The 21,168-nt window shown below is 71.0% G+C and carries 18 protein-coding genes and 1 tRNA gene; 11 read left to right on the forward strand and 8 right to left on the reverse strand.

Annotated features, from left to right (window positions below):
- Positions 1-7: 7 nt before the first annotated feature.
- Positions 8-970, forward strand: coding sequence for a D-alanine--D-alanine ligase family protein (locus C4U03_RS28180; RefSeq protein ID WP_103941820.1), 963 nt, complete (start codon positions 8-10; stop codon positions 968-970).
- 318 nt (positions 971-1,288) lie between these two features.
- Here C4U03_RS28180 and C4U03_RS28185 read toward each other — a convergent pair whose 3' ends face one another.
- From C4U03_RS28185 to rsmG, 3 genes are all read right to left on the reverse strand, one after another.
- Complete coding sequence (locus C4U03_RS28185) at positions 1,289-2,239, reverse strand: ParB/RepB/Spo0J family partition protein (RefSeq protein ID WP_103941823.1); 951 nt, start codon at positions 2,237-2,239, stop codon at positions 1,289-1,291.
- Positions 2,240-2,291: 52 nt separating this feature from the next.
- On the reverse strand, positions 2,292-3,200 hold the full coding sequence (locus tag C4U03_RS28190; RefSeq protein ID WP_103941824.1) for a ParA family protein: 909 nt from the start codon (positions 3,198-3,200) through the stop codon (positions 2,292-2,294).
- Between the two features lie 356 nt (positions 3,201-3,556).
- On the reverse strand, positions 3,557-4,228 hold the full coding sequence (rsmG, locus tag C4U03_RS28195; protein WP_200827523.1) for a 16S rRNA (guanine(527)-N(7))-methyltransferase RsmG: 672 nt from the start codon (positions 4,226-4,228) through the stop codon (positions 3,557-3,559).
- A 263-nt stretch (positions 4,229-4,491) separates the two neighbouring features.
- Here rsmG and C4U03_RS28200 point away from each other — a divergent pair, with 263 nt between their 5' ends.
- The gene (locus C4U03_RS28200; protein WP_103941825.1) at positions 4,492-4,950 is read left to right on the forward strand and encodes a DUF6458 family protein; all 459 of its coding nucleotides are present in this window, start codon (positions 4,492-4,494) and stop codon (positions 4,948-4,950) included.
- A gap of 255 nt (positions 4,951-5,205) precedes the next feature.
- Here the strand turns inward: C4U03_RS28200 and C4U03_RS28205 are convergent, their stop codons facing one another.
- Genes C4U03_RS28205 through rpmH form a run of 5 tightly spaced genes read right to left on the reverse strand, consistent with a single transcriptional unit; the run spans position 5,206 to position 7,607 of the window.
- The gene (locus tag C4U03_RS28205; RefSeq protein ID WP_103941827.1) at positions 5,206-5,691 is read right to left on the reverse strand and encodes a Jag family protein; all 486 of its coding nucleotides are present in this window, start codon (positions 5,689-5,691) and stop codon (positions 5,206-5,208) included.
- A gap of 30 nt (positions 5,692-5,721) precedes the next feature.
- Positions 5,722-6,708, reverse strand: coding sequence for a membrane protein insertase YidC (gene yidC / locus C4U03_RS28210; protein WP_103941830.1), 987 nt, complete (start codon positions 6,706-6,708; stop codon positions 5,722-5,724).
- Positions 6,701-7,054 carry a membrane protein insertion efficiency factor YidD gene (gene yidD / locus C4U03_RS28215; protein ID WP_103941832.1) on the reverse strand — a complete coding sequence of 118 codons (354 nt, stop codon included), beginning with the start codon at positions 7,052-7,054 and terminating at the stop codon, positions 6,701-6,703. Before yidD ends, yidC begins: the two co-directional genes overlap by 8 nt.
- Positions 7,055-7,070: 16 nt before the next feature.
- Positions 7,071-7,457: a ribonuclease P protein component gene (rnpA, locus tag C4U03_RS28220; protein ID WP_103941834.1), complete on the reverse strand. Its 387-nt coding sequence runs from the start codon at positions 7,455-7,457 to the stop codon at positions 7,071-7,073.
- 12 nt (positions 7,458-7,469) lie between these two features.
- A complete protein-coding gene (gene rpmH / locus C4U03_RS28225; protein WP_103941836.1) occupies positions 7,470-7,607 on the reverse strand; it encodes a 50S ribosomal protein L34 in 138 nt (45 codons plus the stop codon).
- A gap of 603 nt (positions 7,608-8,210) precedes the next feature.
- On the opposite strand from rpmH, the gene dnaA reads away from it, so the two are divergent.
- The 9 genes from dnaA (at position 8,211) to C4U03_RS28270 (ending at position 21,120) form a co-directional block, all read left to right on the forward strand.
- Positions 8,211-10,457: a chromosomal replication initiator protein DnaA gene (dnaA, locus tag C4U03_RS42890; protein ID WP_103941838.1), complete on the forward strand. Its 2,247-nt coding sequence runs from the start codon at positions 8,211-8,213 to the stop codon at positions 10,455-10,457.
- A 632-nt stretch (positions 10,458-11,089) separates the two neighbouring features.
- On the forward strand, positions 11,090-12,217 hold the full coding sequence (gene dnaN, locus C4U03_RS28235) for a DNA polymerase III subunit beta (protein WP_103941840.1): 1,128 nt from the start codon (positions 11,090-11,092) through the stop codon (positions 12,215-12,217).
- Positions 12,218-12,451: 234 nt separating this feature from the next.
- Entirely contained in the window at positions 12,452-13,372 is a 921-nt protein-coding gene (gnd, locus tag C4U03_RS28240) for a phosphogluconate dehydrogenase (NAD(+)-dependent, decarboxylating) (RefSeq protein ID WP_103941842.1), read from the forward strand.
- A 37-nt stretch (positions 13,373-13,409) separates the two neighbouring features.
- The gene (gene recF, locus C4U03_RS28245) at positions 13,410-14,642 is read left to right on the forward strand and encodes a DNA replication/repair protein RecF (RefSeq protein WP_407701460.1); all 1,233 of its coding nucleotides are present in this window, start codon (positions 13,410-13,412) and stop codon (positions 14,640-14,642) included.
- Positions 14,632-15,153 (forward strand): DUF721 domain-containing protein, encoded by a 522-nt coding sequence (locus C4U03_RS28250; RefSeq protein ID WP_235018213.1) that lies wholly within the window; start codon positions 14,632-14,634, stop codon positions 15,151-15,153. The genes recF and C4U03_RS28250 overlap by 11 nt, the downstream gene beginning before the upstream one ends.
- Before the next feature lie 356 nt (positions 15,154-15,509).
- The gene (gyrB, locus tag C4U03_RS28255) at positions 15,510-17,459 is read left to right on the forward strand and encodes a DNA topoisomerase subunit B (protein ID WP_456119807.1); all 1,950 of its coding nucleotides are present in this window, start codon (positions 15,510-15,512) and stop codon (positions 17,457-17,459) included.
- An 82-nt stretch (positions 17,460-17,541) separates the two neighbouring features.
- Entirely contained in the window at positions 17,542-20,055 is a 2,514-nt protein-coding gene (gyrA, locus tag C4U03_RS28260; RefSeq protein WP_103941850.1) for a DNA gyrase subunit A, read from the forward strand.
- A 67-nt stretch (positions 20,056-20,122) separates the two neighbouring features.
- A complete protein-coding gene (locus C4U03_RS28265) occupies positions 20,123-20,929 on the forward strand; it encodes a DUF3566 domain-containing protein (protein ID WP_235018214.1) in 807 nt (268 codons plus the stop codon).
- A 114-nt stretch (positions 20,930-21,043) separates the two neighbouring features.
- Positions 21,044-21,120, forward strand: a tRNA-Ile gene (locus C4U03_RS28270).
- Positions 21,121-21,168: the final 48 nt, after the last annotated feature.

Consider the following 21,168-nt stretch of genomic DNA (forward strand, 5'->3'; position numbering starts at 1 on the left):
AACGGCGTTGGCCGATCTGCGCACTCCCGAACTCGGCCACATCGTCGTCCTCGCCGGTGGCCTGTCCTACGAGCGCGAGGTGTCGCTGCGCTCGGGCCGCCGGGTCGCCGACGCGCTGCGCTCCCTGGACCTCGATGTGGAGATCCGCGACGCCGACGCCACCCTGCTGGACGCGCTGCAGGCCGCTCCCCCGGACGCCGTGCTGCCCGTCCTGCACGGCAGCATGGGGGAGGACGGCGCCATCCGCGACGTCCTCGACCTGCTCGACGTCCCGTACGTGGGTGCCGGGCCGCAGGCCTGCCGGATCGCCTGGGACAAGCCCACCGCCAAGTCGGTGGTGCGCGCGGCCGGGCTGACCACCCCGCCGTCGGTGACGCTGCCCAAGGAGGTCTTCCACGACCTCGGCGCCGCCGCCCTGCTCGATCGGGTGGTGAGCCGGCTCGACCTGCCGCTGTTCGTCAAGCCCGCCCGGGGCGGCTCGGCCCTCGGTGTCTCGGTCGTCCGCGAGGCGGGCGACCTGCCCGCGGCGATGGTCGGCTGCTTCGCCTACGGGGACGCCGCCCTCATCGAGCGGTACGTCGAGGGCACCGAGATCGCGGTGAGCGTCATCGAACGCGACGGCGAGCCCGTCGCCCTGCCCGCCGTCGAGATCGTCCCGGCCGGGGAGCTGTACGACTACACCGCACGCTACGACGCGGGCGACACTGAGTTCGTCACCCCCGCCCGAATCTCCGACGAGGCCGCCCGGCAGGCGGCCGACGCCGCCGTCACCGCGCACCGTGCCCTCGGCCTGCGCGACCTGTCCCGCACCGACCTCATCGTGGACGCCGTCGGCCGGGTCAACTTCCTGGAGGTGAACGTGGCCCCCGGCATGACCGAGACCAGCCTCTTCCCCCGCGCCGTCACCGCCGCCGGTCTCGACCTCGGCCGCACCCTCCGCGACCTGATCGCCCGCCGTCGTTTCCCGTGAAACATCCTCCCCGGACGTTTCCCGTGAAACATCGACGCCCCAGACCGTAGAACGACATCGGCACGGGCGGGTCCGAGGCGACCGACGGGGTCCAGGTGAAGCGCCCGGCCCGAGGCAGGTGTCCGCCATCCGCGCTCACTCTCAAGGGCTCGCCGTCCAGGTCGTCCGGATGAACAGGTTCATCGGTCGCGGGGGCGGTCCGAGGGACCCGGTGTCCGGCTCGCGCGTCTGGAGCAGGCGGCGATGGACGGAGGACGGCCGTTCCCGAAAAAGCGGAACGCCCCGGAGGTGGCTCCGGGGCGTTCGGTGCGGTGGAGATCAGAGGTCGGGGTCCTGGACGCCGGGCTCATCGGGGGCCATCGCCTTGATGATGCGGTCGAGGTCCTCCAGCGAGGCGAACTCGACGACGATCTTGCCCTTGTTGCGGCCGAGGTCGACCCGGACCTTGGTCTCGTAGCGATCGGACAGCCGGTCGGCCAGCGCGCGCAGCGCGGGGGCGACCGGCTTCTTGCGGCCCTGACGCGGGACCTTGGGAGGGTCCTCGATGTCCCGCATGGCGATGATCTCCTCAACCGCGCGCACCGAGAGCCCCTCGGCGACGATGCGGTGAGCGAGGGCGTCCTGAGCCTCGGGGCTGTCCAGGGAGAGCAGCGCGCGGGCGTGGCCGGCGGTGAGGACCCCGGCGGCGACCCGCCGCTGCACGGCGGGGGGCAGGTTCAGCAGCCGCAGCGTGTTGGTGATGTGCGGGCGGGACCGGCCGATCCGGGTGGCGAGCTGCTCGTGGGTGGCGCCGAAGTCCTCCAGCAACTGTTGGTAGGCGGCCGCCTCCTCCAGCGGGTTGAGCTGCTGGCGGTGCAGGTTCTCCATGAGCGCGTCACGGAGCAGGTCATCGTCCCCGGTCTCCCGGACGATCGCAGGGATGGCCTCCAGCCCGGCCCGCCGCGAGGCGCGCCAGCGGCGCTCCCCCATGATGAGCTCGTAGCGCTCGGACGTGACCCGGCGCACCACGACGGGCTGGAGCAGCCCGACGATCCGGATCGACTCCGCCAGCTCGTCGAGCGCCTCCTCGTCGAAGTGGCTACGGGGCTGGCGCGGGTTCGGCGTGATCGCGTCCAGGGGTAGCTCGGCAAAGTGGGCGCCGGCCACCGGCTCCATCTGCGCGGTCGCCATGCCGTCCCCGCCGGCCATGCCCCCGGGCGCGCCGAGGGGCGGTCCCGTGGGGATCAGGGCGCCCAGCCCCCTGCCCAGACCGCGCCGCTGCTGTGTCACTTCGTCACCTCGCCTGGCGCCACCCGCGCCGTGCTGTACCGGATCGCCTGAGTCATCTGGTCCCCTCCGCGCCGCGATGGGCCATCTCGGACGCGGCCTCGCTGTAGGCGAGCGCGCCGCTGGAGCCCGGATCGTAGGTCATCACCGACTGGCCGTAGCTGGGCGCCTCGGAGACCCGGACACTGCGGGGGATCACCGTCTTCAGCACGACGTCGCCGAAGTGCTCGCGCACCTCGTCGGCCACCTGGGCGGCCAGCCGGGTACGCGCGTCGTACATGGTCAACAGGATGGTGGACACCTCAAGCCGGGGGTTGAGGTGCGACTTGACCAGGTCCACCGTGCGGAGCAGCTGGCCGAGCCCCTCCAGCGCGTAGTACTCGCACTGGATCGGGATGAGCAGTTCCTCCGCGCCGACGAGCGCGTTCACCGTCAGCAGGCCCAGCGAGGGCGGGCAGTCGATGAGGACGTAGTCGAACCTGGCGGTGTCGTAGCCGTCCAGCGCCCGCCGCAGCCGGGACTCGCGGGCGACCTTGGAGACCAGTTCGATCTCGGCGCCCGCCAGGTTCAGCGTGGCCGGGGCGCAGTACAGGTTGGGGATCTCCGGGGCCGCCGTCACGATGTCCGCCATCGGGTGGTCCTCGATGAGCACCTCGTAGACCGAGGGGATGTCGGCGTGGTGGTCCACGCCCAGCGCGGTGGAGGCGTTGCCCTGCGGGTCGAGGTCGACGACCAGCACCTGGAGCCCGTGCATGGCCAGCGAGGCGGCCAGGTTGACCGAGGTGGTGGTCTTGCCGACGCCGCCCTTCTGGTTGGCGATGGTGATCACCCGGCACTGGGGCGGCTGGGGCCACTGCTCTCCGCCCCGTCCCGCGGCCGTCCGGAGGGCGGGGCGGACGGCCGCGGGGACCGGTGCCGACGCTGTTTCACGTGAAACGGCCGCGTTCTGGAGCGCTTCGCGCACGAGTTCTGACTCTCCCTGAGCGGATGCCCGATGTGCCGCCCGCCCGGTCCGGGGAGCGCCGGTGCCGCCGCTGGTCGGCACGTAACCGGTCTCCGCGGTCCCGGACGTGGTGTTCCCCCAGAAGGCGTGGCCCGAAGGCGCGTCCCCCGCCGCGGCGGAGGCCGGTGCGGCGGCCTGTCCGGAGGACGGGCTCGGAGCGGAAGGTGTGACGGCGGTGAAGGACGGGGCCGCCGGAGCGGGCACGGCCGGTGCGGCCGGGCCGTCCCCGGAGTCGTCTCCCGCCGGCCAGCCCAATCCGGCGGGATCGTGCTGTGCGGGTTCACCGGCCTCAGGCCAGCCCAGTCCTGGTCCCGTCGTCATGAAGACCTCTTCCTCGACCCCTTCGCGCGGCGCGGCACCCGTTCGGCGACCACGCGAACAATCGTCGTCGGCGGCTCGACCTTACCCTGCCCCAGCCGGTGCAGTTCGGCCGTCCGGACACCGAACCGCTTCAGCACCGGCCCGGCCTCCGTCAACTCCTGCGCCGCCCGCTCCCCCTTCAGCGCCAGCAGTTCCCCGCCGGGCCGCAGCAGCGGCAGCGCCCAGCCGATCAGCCGGTCCAGCGGGGCCACCGCGCGTGCGGTGACCACGTCGGCCTGGTAGTCGCGCGCGACCTCCTCGGCCCGGGCCCGGCGCACCTCAACGTTGTCCAGGCCCAGCAGCTCGACGGCCTCGGTGAGGAAGGTGGTCCGGCGCAGCAGCGGTTCGAGCAGCGTGATGGACAGGTCCGGCCGTACGATCGCCAGCACCAGGCCGGGCAGGCCCGCACCGGAGCCGATGTCGATGACGGCCGCGTCCCGCGGGACCGCCTCGGCCAGCACCGCGCAGTTGATCAGGTGCCGTTCCCACAGCCGATCGGCCTCGCGCGGGCCGATGAGACCGCGCACCACTCCGGCATCGGCAAGGAACTCCGCATAACGTTCCGCCACGGGCAGCGCGTCACCGAAGATCTGCCGTGCCGCCTCCGGTACCGACTTTGGATCCCCCACCGTACGAATCGTTCCACAAACAGCGACGGACGCGCACACGGGCCGCCGGACGGCCGTTCCCGTCAGCGGCGGTCAATTCCGGCATGCCGCCGGGCGCCCCCGGCAGACCGGAACGCGGGCCGCACCTGCGGTCACCTGGTACTGGACGAACGGTGGGCGCTCTCCCGCATATTCACCGTCCACCGGGTAGCTACCACAGCGAAAGCCCTACGCGGGACTCCGGGTGAAGGCCGGTGTCCCAACCCCCGGAAGGAACTCTGCTCATGGGTTTCGGAACCAGCCTAGCCTTCATCGCCATCGGGGCGATTCTCGCGTTCGCCCTTCAGATCGATCTCAGCGGAGTGAACATCCAGATGGTCGGCTGGATTCTCATCCTGGTCGGCATCGCGAGCATGATCTTCACCTTCGCCTACACCAGACCGCGCCGCCGGGCCGCGACCGCCGAGATCGTCGACGAGGAGCCGGTCTACATCGTCCACCCGGAGGAGACCGCCGCCCCGGCCGAGCCCGCCCCCGCGGAGCCCGTCCAGCCCCACGTGCACGCCGCCCCCGACGGCCGGCCGGACCCGGCCGCACCGGCCGCACCGGCCACCCCGGTCGCCCAGCCGCTCCAGCGGACCACCGGGCAGACCACCGGGCACGTCCAGGAGCCGGCGCAGCCCCCGCAGCCCGGCCGCCACATCGGGGAGGAGCGCACCCAGATCCGGCAGGAACGGATCTGACCGGCCCCACCACCCCGGCACCCGCCCGGGACGGAACCGGATCAGCGCGAACCGCCCGTCCCGACGCCGAACCCTCCCGGGACAGAGTCGTCCTGAGACGGGGGCGGCCGTCCCGGCACCCGCGATCCGGCCGGGACGGCCGCCCGAAAGCGGCCGGCCGAGGCAACCCCCCACAAAAAGCGATCGCCGGGCCGCGGGGCGGCCCGGCGAACTCTGTCGTACCGGAGGGATCGGGGAGTCGTGCCCCGCAGGCGGTCAGGCGGGCAGGACCACCACGAAGCGCTCGGGCTCCTCGCCCTCGGACTCGCTGCGCAGCCCGGCGGCGGCGACCGCGTCGTGCACGATCTTGCGCTCGAACGGGGTCATCGGGGCCAGCGGCTTGGGTTCCCCGCTCTGCTTGACCTCGGCGGCCACGTCCTGGCCCAGCTTGGTCAGCTCGGCGCGGCGGCGCTCGCGGTAGCCGCCGATGTCGAGCATCAGCCGGGTGCGGTTGCCGGTCTTGCGGTGCACGGCCAGCCGGGTGAGCTCCTGCAGGGCCTCCAGCACCTCGCCGCGCTTGCCGACCAGTTCGTCCAGGGACGCGCCGACCACCGCGACCAGGGCGCGCTCGCCCTCGACGTCCATGTCGATGTCGCCGTCGAAGTCACCGATGTCGAGCAGGCCCTCGATGTAGTCGGCGGCGATCTCGCCCTCCTGCTCGAGCGCCTGGACGTCGACCTCGGTGGCGTCGGTCTGGCTCACGGGTACTCCTTCGTCGACGGGATGGACAATCTAGCGTTTGGGGGACCCGCTGCGCTTGCTGCGCGGCTTGCGGGTCGGCTGCTGCCGTACCATCTTCGGCCCCGGCTCCGGCTCGGGAGCCGCCGCGGACCCCTTCTTGACCTTGCCCTTGGCGGCACCGGAGGCGGGGGCGGGGATGGTCTTGGCGCCCTTGCCCTTGGCCGGGCCGGTCCCCTTGGCCGGCTCGGGGCCCGCCTTGTCCCCGTTGCCGGTCACGTTGACGGGCGGGTACTTGGAGTAGATGTAGTGCTGCTGCAGCAGGGTCCAGGTGTTGGAGGTCACCCAGTACATCAGCACGCCCAGCGGGAAGCCCAGGCCGAACAGGCCGAACAGCGGGGCCAGGACGACCATCATCTTCTGCGCGGCGACCATGGGGTTGTTCTCGTCCATGACCGGCTGGCGCTTCATGCTGGCGCGCACGGTGAAGAACGTGGTGGTGGAGCTGACCAGCACCGCGATGGCGGTGACGACGATGGCGCTCCACACCTTCGGGTCCGTGCCCCAGGCGTTGAGGAAGGTGTCCGGGATCTTGGCGCCCAGGATGTCGGCGTGCTGGGCGCTGTGGATCAGCTCGGCCGACATGCCGTACTTGGACTCGCCCTCCTTGGCCTTGGAGATCCCGTTCAGCACCTGGAAGAGGCCGATGAAGACCGGCATCTGCACCAGGAGGGGCAGGCAGCCCGCCAGCGGGTTGGCGCCGTTCTCCTGGTAGAGCTTCATGACCTCCTGGTTGAGGCGCTGCTTGTCGTTCTTGTACTTCTTGCGCAGGGCCTGGATCTTCGGATTCAGCTCCTGCATCTTGCGCGAGGCGTGGATCTGCTTCACGAAGAGCGGGACCAGCAGCAGCCGCAGGAAGACGGTCAGCAGGAAGATGGAGCCGCCCCACGCCCAGCCGCTGTCGGGGTCGACCACAGTGCTCAGGCCACTGTGAATCCAGATGATGAGCTGAGCGACGAGTTCGTACAGCCAGTCAAGCACCGGGCAGCTCCTTGGGCTCTCCAATAGGGGGGCCGCTCGGTGTGCGGCCTGCAGTCTCGCTACGGGTCAGGTCACCCTTGGGCGGGGGGACGGGGTCGTACCCGCCGCGGTGGAAGGGGTGGCACCGGCCGATCCGGCGCGCCGTCAGCCACGTGCCCCGCAGGGCTCCGTGTATCTGCAACGCCTCCAGGGAGTAGGCGCTGCACGTCGGGTGGAAGCGGCACTGCTGGCCCAGCAGCGGGCTGAGGAAGCGCCGGTATCCGCGGACCAGAAGCATGAGTACGCGGGCGGCCGGTGTGCTCCGTGCCGTCCCGCCGGGGGCCGTGGCCCCTGCGTTAGCGGTCATGTCCGCCAGCGACCCCCTATGACCGTCGCCGTAGCAGCCTGTCGAGCGCCGACCCGAGATCCGTGGCCAGCTCGTCGTAACGCGCCGTGGCCGCGGCCGGATTGGCGCGTACCACAAGCAGGCTACCCGGAGGAAGTCGGTCGAGATGCTGCGCGACCAGGTGCCGCAGCCGGCGGCGCACCTTGTTGCGGACGACGGCGTTGCCGACGTTGCGTCCGACGATGAAACCGGCCCGGGGGACCGGCGCCTGGTCCCCGGCGCCGGGCGCGGGGGAGGTGCCTTCACTGGTGTCGGCACGGTGCAGCAGGTGAACGACGACATGAGGCCGTCCGGCGCGGCGTCCGCGCCGGACGGCCAGCGTGAACTCGTCCCGCCGCCGCATCCGGTGACCGGAGGGCAGCATGGGAGGGCTTGGTCAGACCGCGATGCTGGCGCGGCCCTTGCGGCGCCGCGCGGAGAGGATCGCACGGCCGGCCCGGGTGCGCATGCGCAGCCGGAAGCCGTGCTTCTTGTGGCGGCGGCGGTTGTTCGGCTGGTACGTACGCTTGCTCACTCGAGACTCCAGTGCGGTGCTGCGGTCGTGGATCCCTTCAGGCCGTAAGGTGCCTGAGGTTGGTCTGGCTGTTCGGTCGCATCGCCGGCCGCGTCCGGTCCCCCGCAGCGGGGGCCCGCCCTTGCTCGCCCTGGATGCTCGCCTCATCGACTGTACCGGCCGATGAGGGCTCGGCCGCCCGGGAGAGCTGTGCGCGGGCACGCGTGATCGCCGTCGAAGCGACTCGACCGTAGAACGTTACGGGTCCGGACCCCGTCCGGTCAAACGGAACCGGCGCCGGCGCGGCCGGCCCGGAATCGGGCGGCGGAGATCCCGTACCCGTGTTGCGGGCACCCGCCGCCACCCACTACCGTCGCCCGACGAGGCTTTCCCGATCCGCCCCCGGCAAGCCCCTCCAAGCCTGTCGGCGACGGCTGCGGATCGGTCCTCCGCCAGGAACCTTCCCCCGCGCCCCAGCCCGCGACGGAGTTTTGCACACCCCACCTAAAGGTTGTGCACAAGGTGTGGACAACTCTGTGGATGACGCGTGAGAGAGTAAGTCCCCTGTGACAGGAGACCCGATTTGGGACTCTGGTCGACGGAGCCTGGGGAGGGATGTGGCGTATGGACGGTCGTGACCTCGCGTCGGTGTGGGCCCGTACGCTGGCAGCCCTCTCGGACGGGGACCTACCGCCGAGTTACCGGGCCTGGCTGCCGCTGGTGAGGCCACTTGCCCTGGTAGAGGGCACCGCGCTGCTGGCCGCCCCGAACGAGTTCGCCAAGGACGCCCTGGAGACCCGGCTGCGCGCGCTCATCACCCAGGCGCTGTCCCAGGAGCTCGGCCGGGAGATCCGCGTCGCGGTGACAGTGCAGCCCGAGCCGCCCCAGCCGATGCCCGACCCGTCGCCCTCCGAGCGCGTGCCCGAGCCACCGGCGGCCTATGGGGGGCAGCCCCATCCCGGAGTTATCCACAGCTCTGCCCCCAGCCCCGGGGGAGCCGGTGGATATCCCGAGGGCGGCTACTCCGGGCCGGGCGGTCAGGGCTATCCACTGCCACGTGACAACGGTCACGGCGAGCGCGGCTATGACGGCCCTCACTCTCCCGGACGTCCCAACGGGTACCCGCCGCATCAGGGCGGCTATGAGGGACGTCACCATGCCCGTGACGAGGGGTCAAGCGGACGTCACCGGGCGCCCGCCGAGGCCCGTGGCCATGGCGAGGAGGGCAGCGGCGGCCAGCGCCATGGATACGACGACGAGGCGCCCTGGGGGCGCGGAGGTCACGCGCCCTCCCCTCTGAACGACCGCGCGCTCCCCTACGAGGGCCGTTATGACGGGCGCTTCGACGAGGACGCACAGCGGCCCGCGGGCGAGCCGGGATCGCGCCATGACCACCACGGCAACGAGCCGCTGCGTCCCGGCGCCGTGCACGAGGACTCCCGCTCGTTCGACGACCCGGCAGGGGCCGGCAGCCGGCACGGCGAGGGCCCGGCCGGGCTGTTCTCGCTCCCCGACCCCCGGCAGCCTCCCGACGGGCGGCATCGGCCCGAGGAGCCGGGGCAGGGACACCGCCCGATGCCCGGCCCGGGGGCCCAGCCCTACGACGGCGCGTTCGGGGCAGGGGGCCGACCGCTGCCGCCCCCTTTCGGGCAGCCCCCGGTGGACGGCCTTGTGGATCACGGCCTTGTGGATCACGGCCTTGTGGATCACGGACGGGACCACGGGCGCCTGGAGCGGCCTGTGGACAACCGCACCGACCGCCCTGTGGACGGCGGCGAGCCCGAGCAGCCGTGGCAGCGGCGACCGGCGGCCGAGCCCAAGCCGGGCTCCGAGCACGCCCGGCTGAACCCCAAGTACACCTTCGAGACGTTCGTCATCGGCTCGTCCAACCGGTTCGCCCACGCCGCCGCCGTGGCGGTCGCCGAGCAGCCCGCCAAGGCATACAACCCGCTGTTCATCTACGGCGACTCGGGGCTGGGCAAGACCCACCTGCTGCACGCGATCGGCCATTACGCGCAGAGCCTCTTCAGCGGGGCCCGCGTCCGGTACGTGAGTTCCGAGGAATTCACCAACGACTTCATCAACGCCATCCGCGACGGCAAGGCCGACGGGTTCCGGCGCCGCTACCGGGACATGGACATCCTCCTGGTCGACGACATCCAGTTCCTGGAGGGCAAGGAACAGACGCAGGAGGAGTTCTTCCACACCTTCAACACCCTGCACAACGCCAGCAAACAGATCGTGATCTCCAGTGATCGCCCGCCCAAGGACCTGGTGACGCTGGAGGACCGGCTGCGCAACCGGTTCGAGTGGGGCCTGACCACCGACGTCCAGCCGCCCGAGCTGGAGACCCGGATCGCGATCCTGCAGAAGAAGGCCCGCCAGGAGGGCCTGGCCGCGCCGCCGGACGTGCTGGAGTTCATCGCCTCGCAGATCGCCACCAACATCCGCGAGCTGGAGGGGGCGCTGATCAGGGTCACCGCGTTCGCCAGCCTCAACCGGCAGTCGGTGGACATGCGGGTGGCCGAGCTGGTGCTCAAGGACCTGATCCCCAACGACACCGGGCCGGAGATCACCGCCGCGATGATCATGGCGCAGACGGTGGAGTACTTCGGCACCACCATCGAGGACCTGTGCGGGCCGTCCCGCTCCCGGATGCTGGTGACCGCCCGGCAGATCGCCATGTACCTGTGCCGGGAGCTCACCGACCTGTCGCTGCCCAAGATCGGCGCCCAGTTCGGCGGCCGGGACCACACCACGGTCATGCACGCCGAACGCAAGATCCGCTCGCTGATGGCCGAGCGCCGCGCCATCTACAACCAGGTCACCGAGCTCACCGGACGCATCAAGCACCAGGCCCGCAAGCGCTGAGCCGGTCCCTCGGGGGGCGCCGTGCCCGTACGGGCGCCGCGCCGCCAGAGCGCGCTCCTTCCGCCGTCCGACACGAAGCCCGACGTAAAGAACGCACACAGGCTGGGGATAACTCTGTGGATCGTTGGTGGAAACCCAGGGGAAAACCTGGGGACGACCGGTGGATCCGTTGTGCACATCCGGGGACGGCATTGCCCGGCCCTGGGGAGAACCTGGGGACATCCTGGGGACGGCTTGGGGATCACCGGTGGACGGCCGCCGGGAAGACCGCCAAGAACGCACACGATCATCGTCCGACGGTCCACAGTGGTGGATGTTCCGCGCGGAGGCTGCGGACAACTCGTGGAAAACCGGGGGACAACGTGGGGACGACGTGTGGGGACGGATTCGCCGTCCCCAGGCCGGCGCGCCTCCTCCACCGGCCGCACACACCCCCAGTGGACAAAGAAACAGGCACTGACCTGCGGAAAGGGCGGTCTTCCACAACATCCACAGCCCCTATGACGAGTACTGCACCTTGTCTCTACTCAAGAAAAATCTCGACTCAACTCAGGGCCTGGGGATGACGCGCGCTCCGCGACACGACCCCGAGCCCACCCACCACGACGCGACACCTGCAGGAGGCGGGGCCCGTGAAGTTCCGAATCGACAGAGACGCCCTGGCCGACGCCGTGGCCTGGACCGCCCGGTCGCTGCCGCAGCGACCGCCGGTGCCCGTGCTGGCGGGCATGCACATCGAGGCGGGCGACCGGCTGAAGTTGTCGGCGTTCGACTATGAGGTGTCCGCTCAGGTCACCACGGACATCGATGTGGAGGAGGAGGGCACCGCGCTGGTGTCCGGCCGGCTGCTGGCCGAGATCTGCCGCAGCCTTCCTCCCCAGCCTGTGGAGGTGACCACCGACGGGGCCAAGGTGATGCTGCGCTGCGGCAGCGCGAAGTTCACCCTTCTCACCATGCCTGTGGAGGACTACCCGTCCCTGCCGGACATGCCGCCGGCCGCCGGCGCGGTGGGCAGCGACGAGTTCGCCGCCGCCGTCGCCCAGGTGGCCATCGCCGCCGGCCGGGACGACACCATCCCCATGCTCACCGGCGTCCGGGTGGAGATCGAGGGCGAGACCGTCACGCTGGCCTCCACCGACCGCTACCGGCTGGCCGTGCGCGAACTGCACTGGAAGCCGGAGCGGCCGGACTTCTCCGCGGTCGCCCTGGTGCCCGCCCGGACGCTGGCCGACACCGCCAAGTCGCTGACCACCGGCGCCGAGGTGTCGATCGCACTCGGCGGCGCGGGCGGCACCGGCGAGGGCATGATCGGGTTCTCCGGCGGCGGCCGCCGCACCACCTCCCGGCTGCTGGACGGCGACTTCGTCAAGTACCGCTCGCTGCTGCCCAGCGAGTACGCGGGCCTGGCCGAGGTGCAGACCGGCCCGTTCATCGAGGCGGTCAAGCGGGTGTCCCTGGTGGCCGAGCGCAACACCCCCGTACGGCTCTCGTTCAGCCAGGGCGAGGTCGTCCTGGAGGCCGGGACCGGGGACGAGGCTCAGGCCGTCGAGGCGCTGGAGGCGACGCTGGAGGGCGAGGACATCAACATCGCCTTCAACCACACCTTCCTGCTGGACGGGCTGGCGGCGATCGGCTCGGACGTGGCGCGGCTGTCGTTCACCACGCCGACCAAGCCGGCGGTGCTGACCGGCAAGCCGCCGGAGGAGGGCGCCAACCCCAGCTACCGGTACCTGATCATGCCGGTGCGGCTTTCCGGATGATCCGCCCGAATCCGGGTAGCCCGACCACGGGAACGCGGTGGCAGGGCGCGCGGCCAGGCCACCGCCGCAGGGAACCGCCCCCCGGGCCCCGGTCTCGTGACCATGGACACGGGACGGAGCCCGGGGCGGCGAACGACAGGCCCAGGACATGACGGGTGGGAGCCGAGCCATGCCCATCGGGACGACCCGGCTGAGCGGCCCGTCTTATCGGCACGTTGGAGAGGGACTGAACCGATGCACATCGGGATGATCGGGCTTGGCCGCATGGGCGGGAACATGGCCGAGCGGCTGCGCCGCGGCGGCCACACGGTCGTCGGGTACGACCGCGACCCGGACATCAGCGACGTGGGCAGTCTGCGGGAGCTGGTGGAGCGGCTGCCGGCGCCCCGGGCGGTCTGGGTGATGGTGCCCGCCGGGGAGCCGACCCGGCAGACCATCCACAGCCTTGGGGAGATCCTGGAGGCCGGGGACGTCATCATCGACGGCGGCAACGCGCACTATGTGGACGACCAGCGGCACGGCGAGGAACTGGCCGCCAAGGGCATCGGCTTCGTCGACTGCGGCGTGAGCGGCGGGGTGTGGGGGCTGGACAACGGCTACGCCCTCATGGTCGGCGGCGAGGAAGAGCATGTGAAGCGGCTGATGCCGATCTTCGAGACCCTCAAGCCGGAGGGCGAGTACGGCTTCGTGCACGCCGGGCCGGTCGGGGCGGGCCACTTCGTGAAGATGGTCCACAACGGCATCGAGTACGGCATGATGCAGGCCTTCGGCGAGGGCTACGAGCTGATCAAGGCCAGTGGGCTGGTGACCAACGTCACCGACACCTTCCGCAGCTGGAAGGAGGGCACGGTCATCCGGTCCTGGCTGCTGGACCTGATGGTCCGCGCGCTGGAGGCCGACCCCGACCTGCACGGCATCCGCGGCTACGCACAGGACTCCGGCGAGGGCCGCTGGACGGTGCAGGCGGCCGTCGACCATGCGGTGCCGCTGCCGGTGATCACCGCCGCGCTGTACGCCCGGTTCGCCTCCCGGCAGGAGGAGTCGGAGGCGATGCGGGTGGTGGCGGCGCTGCGCAACCAGTTCGGCGGGCACGCGACGGAGGCGACCAAGGGCGCCGACTCCCCTGGCGCGGACGTCACTCCCCCGGCCCCCTGACGCCGCCCCCTCGGGAAGATCGTCCACACCCGTCCACATGCCTGTGGACGGGTGTTCGCGTCCGGCGCGGACCGGCCGTGGGCCGCGTGTGGACCGCGATGGTCGGATCGCTGCCCTACCCTCGTGTTCCGTGCATGTGGCCCACCTGTCGCTCCAGGACTTCCGCTCGTACGCGACCGCGGAGATCGCGTTGGCGCCGGGGGTCACCGTGTTCGTGGGCCCCAACGGGCAGGGCAAGACCAACCTGGTCGAGGCGATCGGCTATGTCGCCGCGCACGCCAGCCACCGGGTGGCCACCGACGCCCCCCTCATCCGGCAGGGGGCGCCGCGCGCGATCGTCCGGGCCGGGGTGGTGCGCGAGGACCGCAGGGCGCTGATCGAGCTGGAGATCAATCCGGGTAAGAGCAACCGGGCCCGGCTGAACCGCTCCCCCGTCCCCAGGCCGCGCGAGATCCTGGGGATGCTGCGCACCGTGCTGTTCGCCCCCGAGGACCTGGCCCTGGTGAAGGGCGACCCGGGGGAGCGGCGCCGGTTCCTGGACGAGCTGCTGACGGCGCGGGCGCCGCGGTTCGCCGGGGTCCGCGCCGACTACGACCGCGTCCTCAAGCAGCGCAACGCCCTGCTGAAGTCGGCCGCCGCGCACCGCCGTGCCCCCGGCCCGGAGGTGCTGGCGACGCTGGACGTGTGGGACTCCCATCTGGCCCGTACCGGCGCCGAGCTGCTGGCCGCCCGCCTCGGCCTGGTCGCCGACCTGGGCCCGCTGGTCGCCAAGGCCTACAGCGCCCTGGCCCCCAGCAGCGGCGCCGCCTCGCTCGGCTACCGCAGCTCGCTGGGCGAGCGCCTGCCGGCCGGGCCGGAGCGCGCGGGCCGCGACGAGCTGGCGCCCCTCATGGAGGAGGCGCTGCGCGAGGCCCGCAAGCAGGAGCTGGAACGTGGAGTGAGCCTGGTCGGTCCGCACCGCGACGAGCTGGTCCTGCAACTGGGGGAGATGCCGGCGCGGGGGTACGCCAGCCACGGCGAGTCATGGTCGTTCGCGCTGGCGCTGCGGCTGGCCGCCTTCGAGCTGCTGCGGGCCGACGGCGACGATCCGGTGCTGATCCTGGACGACGTGTTCGCCGAGCTGGACACGGGTCGCCGCCGCCGGCTGGCCGAGCTGGTGGCCCCGGCCGAGCAGGTGCTCATCACCGCCGCGGTGCCCGAGGACGTGCCCGCCGAGCTGAGCGGTGCCTCGTTCACCGTGGAGGACGGAGAGGTGAAGCGTGAACGCTGACTCCGGCGACGATCCACAGGCTGTGCACGACTCCGCGCCCGCCTCCGGCAAGTCGGGCATCGAGCTGGCCCGCGAGGCGCTCGCACAGGCCCGCGCCGACGCCCTCAAGCGGGGGACTGTGCCGGGCCAGGGCCGGCGCAAGGGCGGGGGCCGTCCGAAACCCGTGCGCGACCCCGGCCGGGGCGGCGACCCCAAGCCGTTCGGCGCGGCGATCCGCGAGCTGCTGGCCGCCCGCGGCTGGGAGCAGCGGGCCGCGGTCGGCGGGGTGTTCGGCAACTGGCCGGGGATCGTCGGCCCCGAGCTGGCCCGGCATACCCGGCCGGAGCGGTTCGAGGACGGCGAGCTGACCGTCGTCGCCGACTCCAACGCCTGGGCGCAGCAGGTCAGGCTGCTGGCGAGCCAGCTCGTACGGCGGCTGAACGAGGAGCTGGGGCACGGCACGGTCCGCCGGGTGAAGGTCGTCGGGCCCGCCTCCGGGCCGCGCCGGACGGGCGGCTGGCGGGTGCGCTGAGGCCCCGTCCGGGGGCTTGCCGGGCCGCTGAACATCTGTTCGGTCGCTTACTGATGAGTTTCGCGGCCAGCGCCACGTAGGCCAGAGAAGCCCCCCGGGTGCATGGGGGGGTTCGTCTGACGGCGCGATCGTCCGCCAAACGCGCTCCTAGCGCTCGTGAGTGGCCCTTTTTGACGTACGGCCCGGGTAGAATGGGGTCGGGTTCAGGATGCTGCGCCGTCGCGGGTCGTCCGAGGTCTGTACCGAAGACCAGCGGACACCCTTTCAGTGTGTTACGGGGCACACCACGACCGCCGGACGCACTCTCTCAAGGGCGGCGTATGCGGCGGCGGGCATCCCCGGCAGGAGGATCTCCTTTGGCGTACGACGCTAGTTCCATAACTGTCCTCGAGGGCCTGGAGGCGGTTCGCAAACGCCCGGGCATGTACATCGGCTCCACCGGTGAGCGTGGGCTGCACCACCTCGTCTACGAGATCGTCGACAACTCCGTCGACGAGGCGCTGGCCGGCTACGCCGACACCATCGAGGTGACGTTGCTGGCCGACGGCGGGGTCCGGGTCACCGACAACGGCCGCGGCATCCCTGTGGGCGAGCACCCCGTGGAGAAGCGCCCGGCGATCGAGCTGGTGCTGACCACGCTGCACGCCGGCGGCAAGTTCGACGGCAAGTCCTACGCGGTCTCCGGCGGCCTGCACGGGGTCGGCTCGGCCGTGGTGAACGCGCTGTCCACCCGGCTGGACGCCGAGGTCCGGGTCGATGGGCACGTGTGGCGGCAGTCCTACACCTGGCGGGGGGCGACGGCGCCGCTGGCCAAGGGCGAGCCCACCGACACCACCGGCACCACCATCTCGTTCTGGCCGGACGGGGAGATCTTCGAGACCCTCGAGTGGAACTTCGAGACACTGTCGCGGCGGATGCAGGAGATGGCCTTCCTCAACAAGGGCCTGACCATCACGCTGACCGACGAGCGTCCCGAGCACCTCAACGGCGACGGCGGCGACGAGCCCCGCCGGGTGCACTACTGCTACGAGGGCGGCATCTCCGACTTCGTCCGCTACCTCAACGCCAAGAAGGACGCCGTCCACCCCGACGTCATCGCCTTCGAGGACCACACCGAGGGCATGTCGGTGGAGATCGCGATGCAGTGGAGCGGCTCGTACTCGGAGTCGGTGCACACCTTCGCCAACACCATCAACACCGCCGAGGGCGGCACCCACGAGGAGGGCTTCCGCTCGGCGCTGACCGGCATCGTCAACCGGTACGCCCGCGACAAGGGCCTGCTGCGCGACAAGGACGACAACCTGGCCGGCGAGGACGTCCGCGAGGGCCTGACCGCGATCATCTCGATCAAGCTGGCCGACCCGCAGTTCGAGGGCCAGACCAAGACCAAGCTGGGCAACACCGAGGCCCGCTCGTTCGTGCAGAAGGTCGTCAACGAGCACCTGCGGGACTGGTTCGACCGCGAGCCCGGCCAGGCCAAGGAGATCATCAGCAAGGCCAGCCAGGCCGCCCGCGCCCGGATCGCCGCCCGCCAGGCCCGCGACCTGACCCGGCGCAAGAGCCTGCTGGAGTCCACCTCGCTGCCCGGCAAGCTGTCGGACTGCCAGTCCACCGACCCGGCCCGCTCGGAGCTGTACATCGTCGAGGGCGACTCGGCCGGCGGCTCGGCCAAGGGCGGCCGCAACCCGCACTTCCAGGCCATCCTGCCGATCCGCGGCAAGATCCTGAACGTCGAGAAGGCGCGGATCGACAAGATCCTCAAGAACAACGAGGTGCAGGCGATCATCACCGCGCTGGGCACCGGGGTGCACGACGAGTTCGACATCGCCAAGCTGCGGTACCACAAGATCATCCTGATGTCGGACGCCGACATCGACGGCCACCACATCAACACGCTGCTGCTGACGCTGCTGTTCCGCTTCATGCGGCCGCTGATCGAGGCCGGGCACGTCTACCTGTCCCAGCCCCCGCTCTACAAGATCAAGTGGGACCAGCGCGGCCAGGACGCCGACTACGCCTACTCCGATGCTGAGCGCGACCAGATCATCGAGGCCGGCATCGCCGCCGGCAAGCGCGACCCCCGCCCCCGCGACGGCGTCCAGCGCTTCAAGGGCCTCGGCGAGATGAACGCCAACGAGCTGTGGGAGACCACCATGGACCCGGCCCACCGGGTGCTGCTGCAGGTCACCCTCGACGACGCCGCCCAGGCCGACGAGCTGTTCAGCGTCCTGATGGGCGAGGACGTCGAGCCCCGCCGCGAGTTCATCCAGCGCAACGCCAAGGACGTGCGCTTCCTCGACATCTAGTGCCCCGGGCCGCCGGCGTGCGCATCGCGCGGGCGGCGGCAGGCGGCCATCCGACGTCTACACGTAAGAAGAGGTCCTGACAGTGACGGAAGTGACCACCGGGGGCAGTGGACCGGGCGAGCGCATCGAACCGGTCGACATCCAGGTCGAGATGCAGCGCAGCTATCTCGACTATGCGATGTCCGTCATCGTCGCCCGCGCGCTGCCGGAGGTGCGTGACGGCCTCAAGCCGGTGCACCGCCGCGTTCTGTACGCCATGTACGACGGCGGCTACCGTCCCGACCGCGGGTACTTCAAGTGCGCCCGCGTCGTCGGTGACGTCATGGGGAACTACCACCCCCACGGCGACAGCGCCATCTACGACACCCTCGTGCGCCTCGCCCAGACGTGGGTGATGCGCAACCCCCTAGTCGACGGCAACGGCAACTTCGGCTCGCGCGGCAACGACCCCGCCGCGGCGATGCGGTACACCGAGTGCCGCCTCGCCCCGCTGGCCATGGAGATGCTGCGGGACATCGACAAGGAGACCGTCGACTTCTCCCCCAACTACGACGGCCGCTCCTCCGAGCCGGACGTACTGCCCGCCCGCTTCCCCAACCTGCTGGTGAACGGGTCGGCCGGCATCGCCGTCGGGATGGCCACCAACATCCCGCCGCACAATCTGCGCGAGGTCGCCGACGGCGTCTTCTGGTACCTGGACAACTACGCCGCCTCCGACACCGAGCTGCTGGAGGCCCTGATCGAGCGGATCAAGGGCCCCGACTTCCCCACCTCCGGCCTGATCGTCGGCCGCAAGGGCATCGAGGACGCCTACCGCACCGGCCGCGGCTCCATCACCATGCGTGCGGTGGTCGAGGTCGAGGAGATCCAGGGCCGCACCTGCCTGGTCGTCACCGAGCTGCCGTACCAGGTCAACCCGGACAACCTGGCGCTGAAGATCGCCGAGCTGGTCAAGGACGGCAAGCTGGAGGGCATCGCCGACGTCCGCGACGAGACCTCCGGCCGCACCGGCCAGCGGCTGGTGATCGTCCTCAAGCGGGACGCGATCGCCAAGGTCGTGCTGAACAACCTCTACAAGCACACCCAGCTCCAGGAGACCTTCGGCGCCAACATGCTGGCGCTGGTCGACGGCGTGCCCCGCACCCTGCGGCTGGACCAGTTCATCCGGCACTGGGTCGACCACCAGATCGACGTCATCGTCCGCCGCACCCGCTTCCTGCTGCGCAAGGCCGAGGAGCGCGCCCACATCCTGCGCGCCCTGCTCAAGGCGCTGGACCGCATCGACGAGGTCATCGCGCTGATCCGGCGTTCGGAGTCCGCGCAGGCCGCCCAGCAGGGCCTGATGGGGCTGCTGGAGATCGACGAGATCCAGGCCCAGGCCATCCTGGACATGCAGCTGCGCAAGCTGGCCGCCCTGGAGCGGCAGGCGATCACCGACGAGTACGACCGGCTGATGGCCGAGATCGCCGACTACAACGAGATCCTGGCCTCCCCGGAGCGGCAGCGGCGCATCGTCCGCGAGGAGTTGGTGCCGATCGTCGACAAGTACGGCGACGAGCGGCGCACCGACATCATCCCCTTCGACGGCGACGTCTCCTACGAGGACCTCATCGCCGAAGAGGACATCGTCGTCACCATCACCCGCGGCGGTTACGCCAAGCGCACCCGTACCGACGCCTACCGCGAGCAGAAGCGCGGCGGCAAGGGCGTGCGCGGCGCCCAGCTCAAGCAGGACGACATCGTCGACCAGTTCTTCGTCACCACCACCCACCACTGGATCCTGTTCTTCACCAACAAGGGGCGGGTCTACCGGGCCAAGGCCTACGAGCTGCCCGAGGGCGGCCGCGACAGCCGCGGCCAGCACGTGGCCAACATGCTGGCCTTCCAGCCCGAGGAGCACATCGCCGAGGTGCTGGACCTGCGCGACTACTCCGTCGCCCCGTACCTGGTGCTGGCCACCAAGCAGGGCAAGGTCAAGAAGACCGCGCTGACCGACTTCGACTCCCCGCGCACCGGCGGCATCATCGCGATCAACCTCGCCGAGGACGACGAGGTGATCGCCGCCCGGCTGGTCTCGCCCGCCGACGATCTGCTGATGGTCAGCACCGGCGCGCAGGCCATCCGCTTCCACGCCGACGACGAGTCGCTGCGCCCCATGGGCCGCGCCACCAGCGGCGTGATCGGCATGCGCTTCGACTCCGGCCACGTCCTGGACATGCACGTCGTCCACGACGGCGAGGAGGATGTGCTGGTGGCCACCGAGGGCGGTTATGCCAAGCGCACCCCCGTTGACCAATACCCTGTGCAAGGCCGGGGAGGTAAGGGCGTTCTCACCGCTAAGATCGTGCAAAATCGCGGCAGGTTGGTAGGGGCGCTCATGGTCCGTCCGGAGGACGGTGTTTTCGCCATGACCTCCAACGGGGGTGTGATCCGGACGACCGCCGGCGAGATCAAGCAGTCGGGCCGCCAGACCATGGGGGTACGGCTCATGAACCTCGCGGAAGGTGACAGCATCGTCGCCATCGCGAGGAACGTAGAGTCCATGGAGGAGCCCGAGACGGGCGACCCCGAGGCGGGGGGAAGGAATCCACAGTGACTGACGCGACCGGCCGGGCGTCGCAGCGACCCGCGGGCATGAGCTCGCCGGGCCGCGAGGAGGACGAGTGAGCACTCAGCCCAACAAGAGCACGAACCGTCCCTCGGAGACCGACCCCGCGACCGGTCCCGGCGCCAACGGCACCGGCCCGGCCAAGGGCGACGCCCAGCCGTCCGGGCCGGCGTCGCCGTCCGGCCCGGCCAAGGGCGGCGCGTCCTTCCCCGACGCCACCCGTCCGGAGGGCATCGCCCCGGTCAGAGACTCGGAGCCCGCCTGGTCCGCTGGCCCGTCCGCTGGCCCGTCCGGAGCATCCAAGCCCATGGGCGCTCCGGACATGGCCCCCCCGTCCCCCCAGGGAGGCGCTCCGGTGCCCGTGGGCCGCCCCGGCGCGGGCGGCCCGGCCGGGGCCGGTGGTCCCGGCGGCCCCGGTGGTGCCGGTGGTGCCGCAGGCAAGGCCAAGCGGGCGGTCGCCAGGCTCGGCGGCTCCGGCGGCAAGTCCCCGCGCCGAGCCCAGCTCCAGCTCTCCAGGCTGGAGCCCTGGTCGGTGATGAAGTTCAGCTTCGTGATGTCGCTGGTCGCCTTCATCGTGCTGCTGGTGGCCGTCGTGGTCCTGTACGTGATCCTGTCCGGCCTCGGCGTCTTCGACGCGATCAGCGAGACCGTCAACGACCTCACCCGCGACCAGAACGAGTCCACCACGGGCGTCGACGCCGGCGGCTGGTTCGGCTTCGGCCGCATCTTCGGCTACACCGTCCTGGTCGGCGCCCTCAACGTCCTGCTCATCACCGCCCTGTCCACCGTCGGCTCGGTCATCTACAACCTGGCCGCCGACCTGGTCGGCGGCGTCGAGGTCACCCTCAAGGAGGCCGAGTAGCCCACACCACGCCGCCCGCGGGTACTCTGGAGGGGCAGCCACGAAATCCGATTTCAGGTTGCCCCCCGAGATGGGGTAATCTCCTCTCCCGTACCCGCCGAACGGCGGCACCCGGGGCCTATAGCTCAGTCGGTTAGAGCGCATCCCTGATAAGGATGAGGCCGGTGGTTCAAGTCCACCTAGGCCCACCACTACAGAAGCCCCCGCCGGGTATCCGGTGGGGGCTTCTGACGGCAACG

Origin of the sequence: Thermomonospora echinospora (assembly GCF_900108175.1) — a bacterium.
GTDB classification, from domain to species: domain Bacteria; phylum Actinomycetota; class Actinomycetes; order Streptosporangiales; family Streptosporangiaceae; genus Thermomonospora; species Thermomonospora echinospora.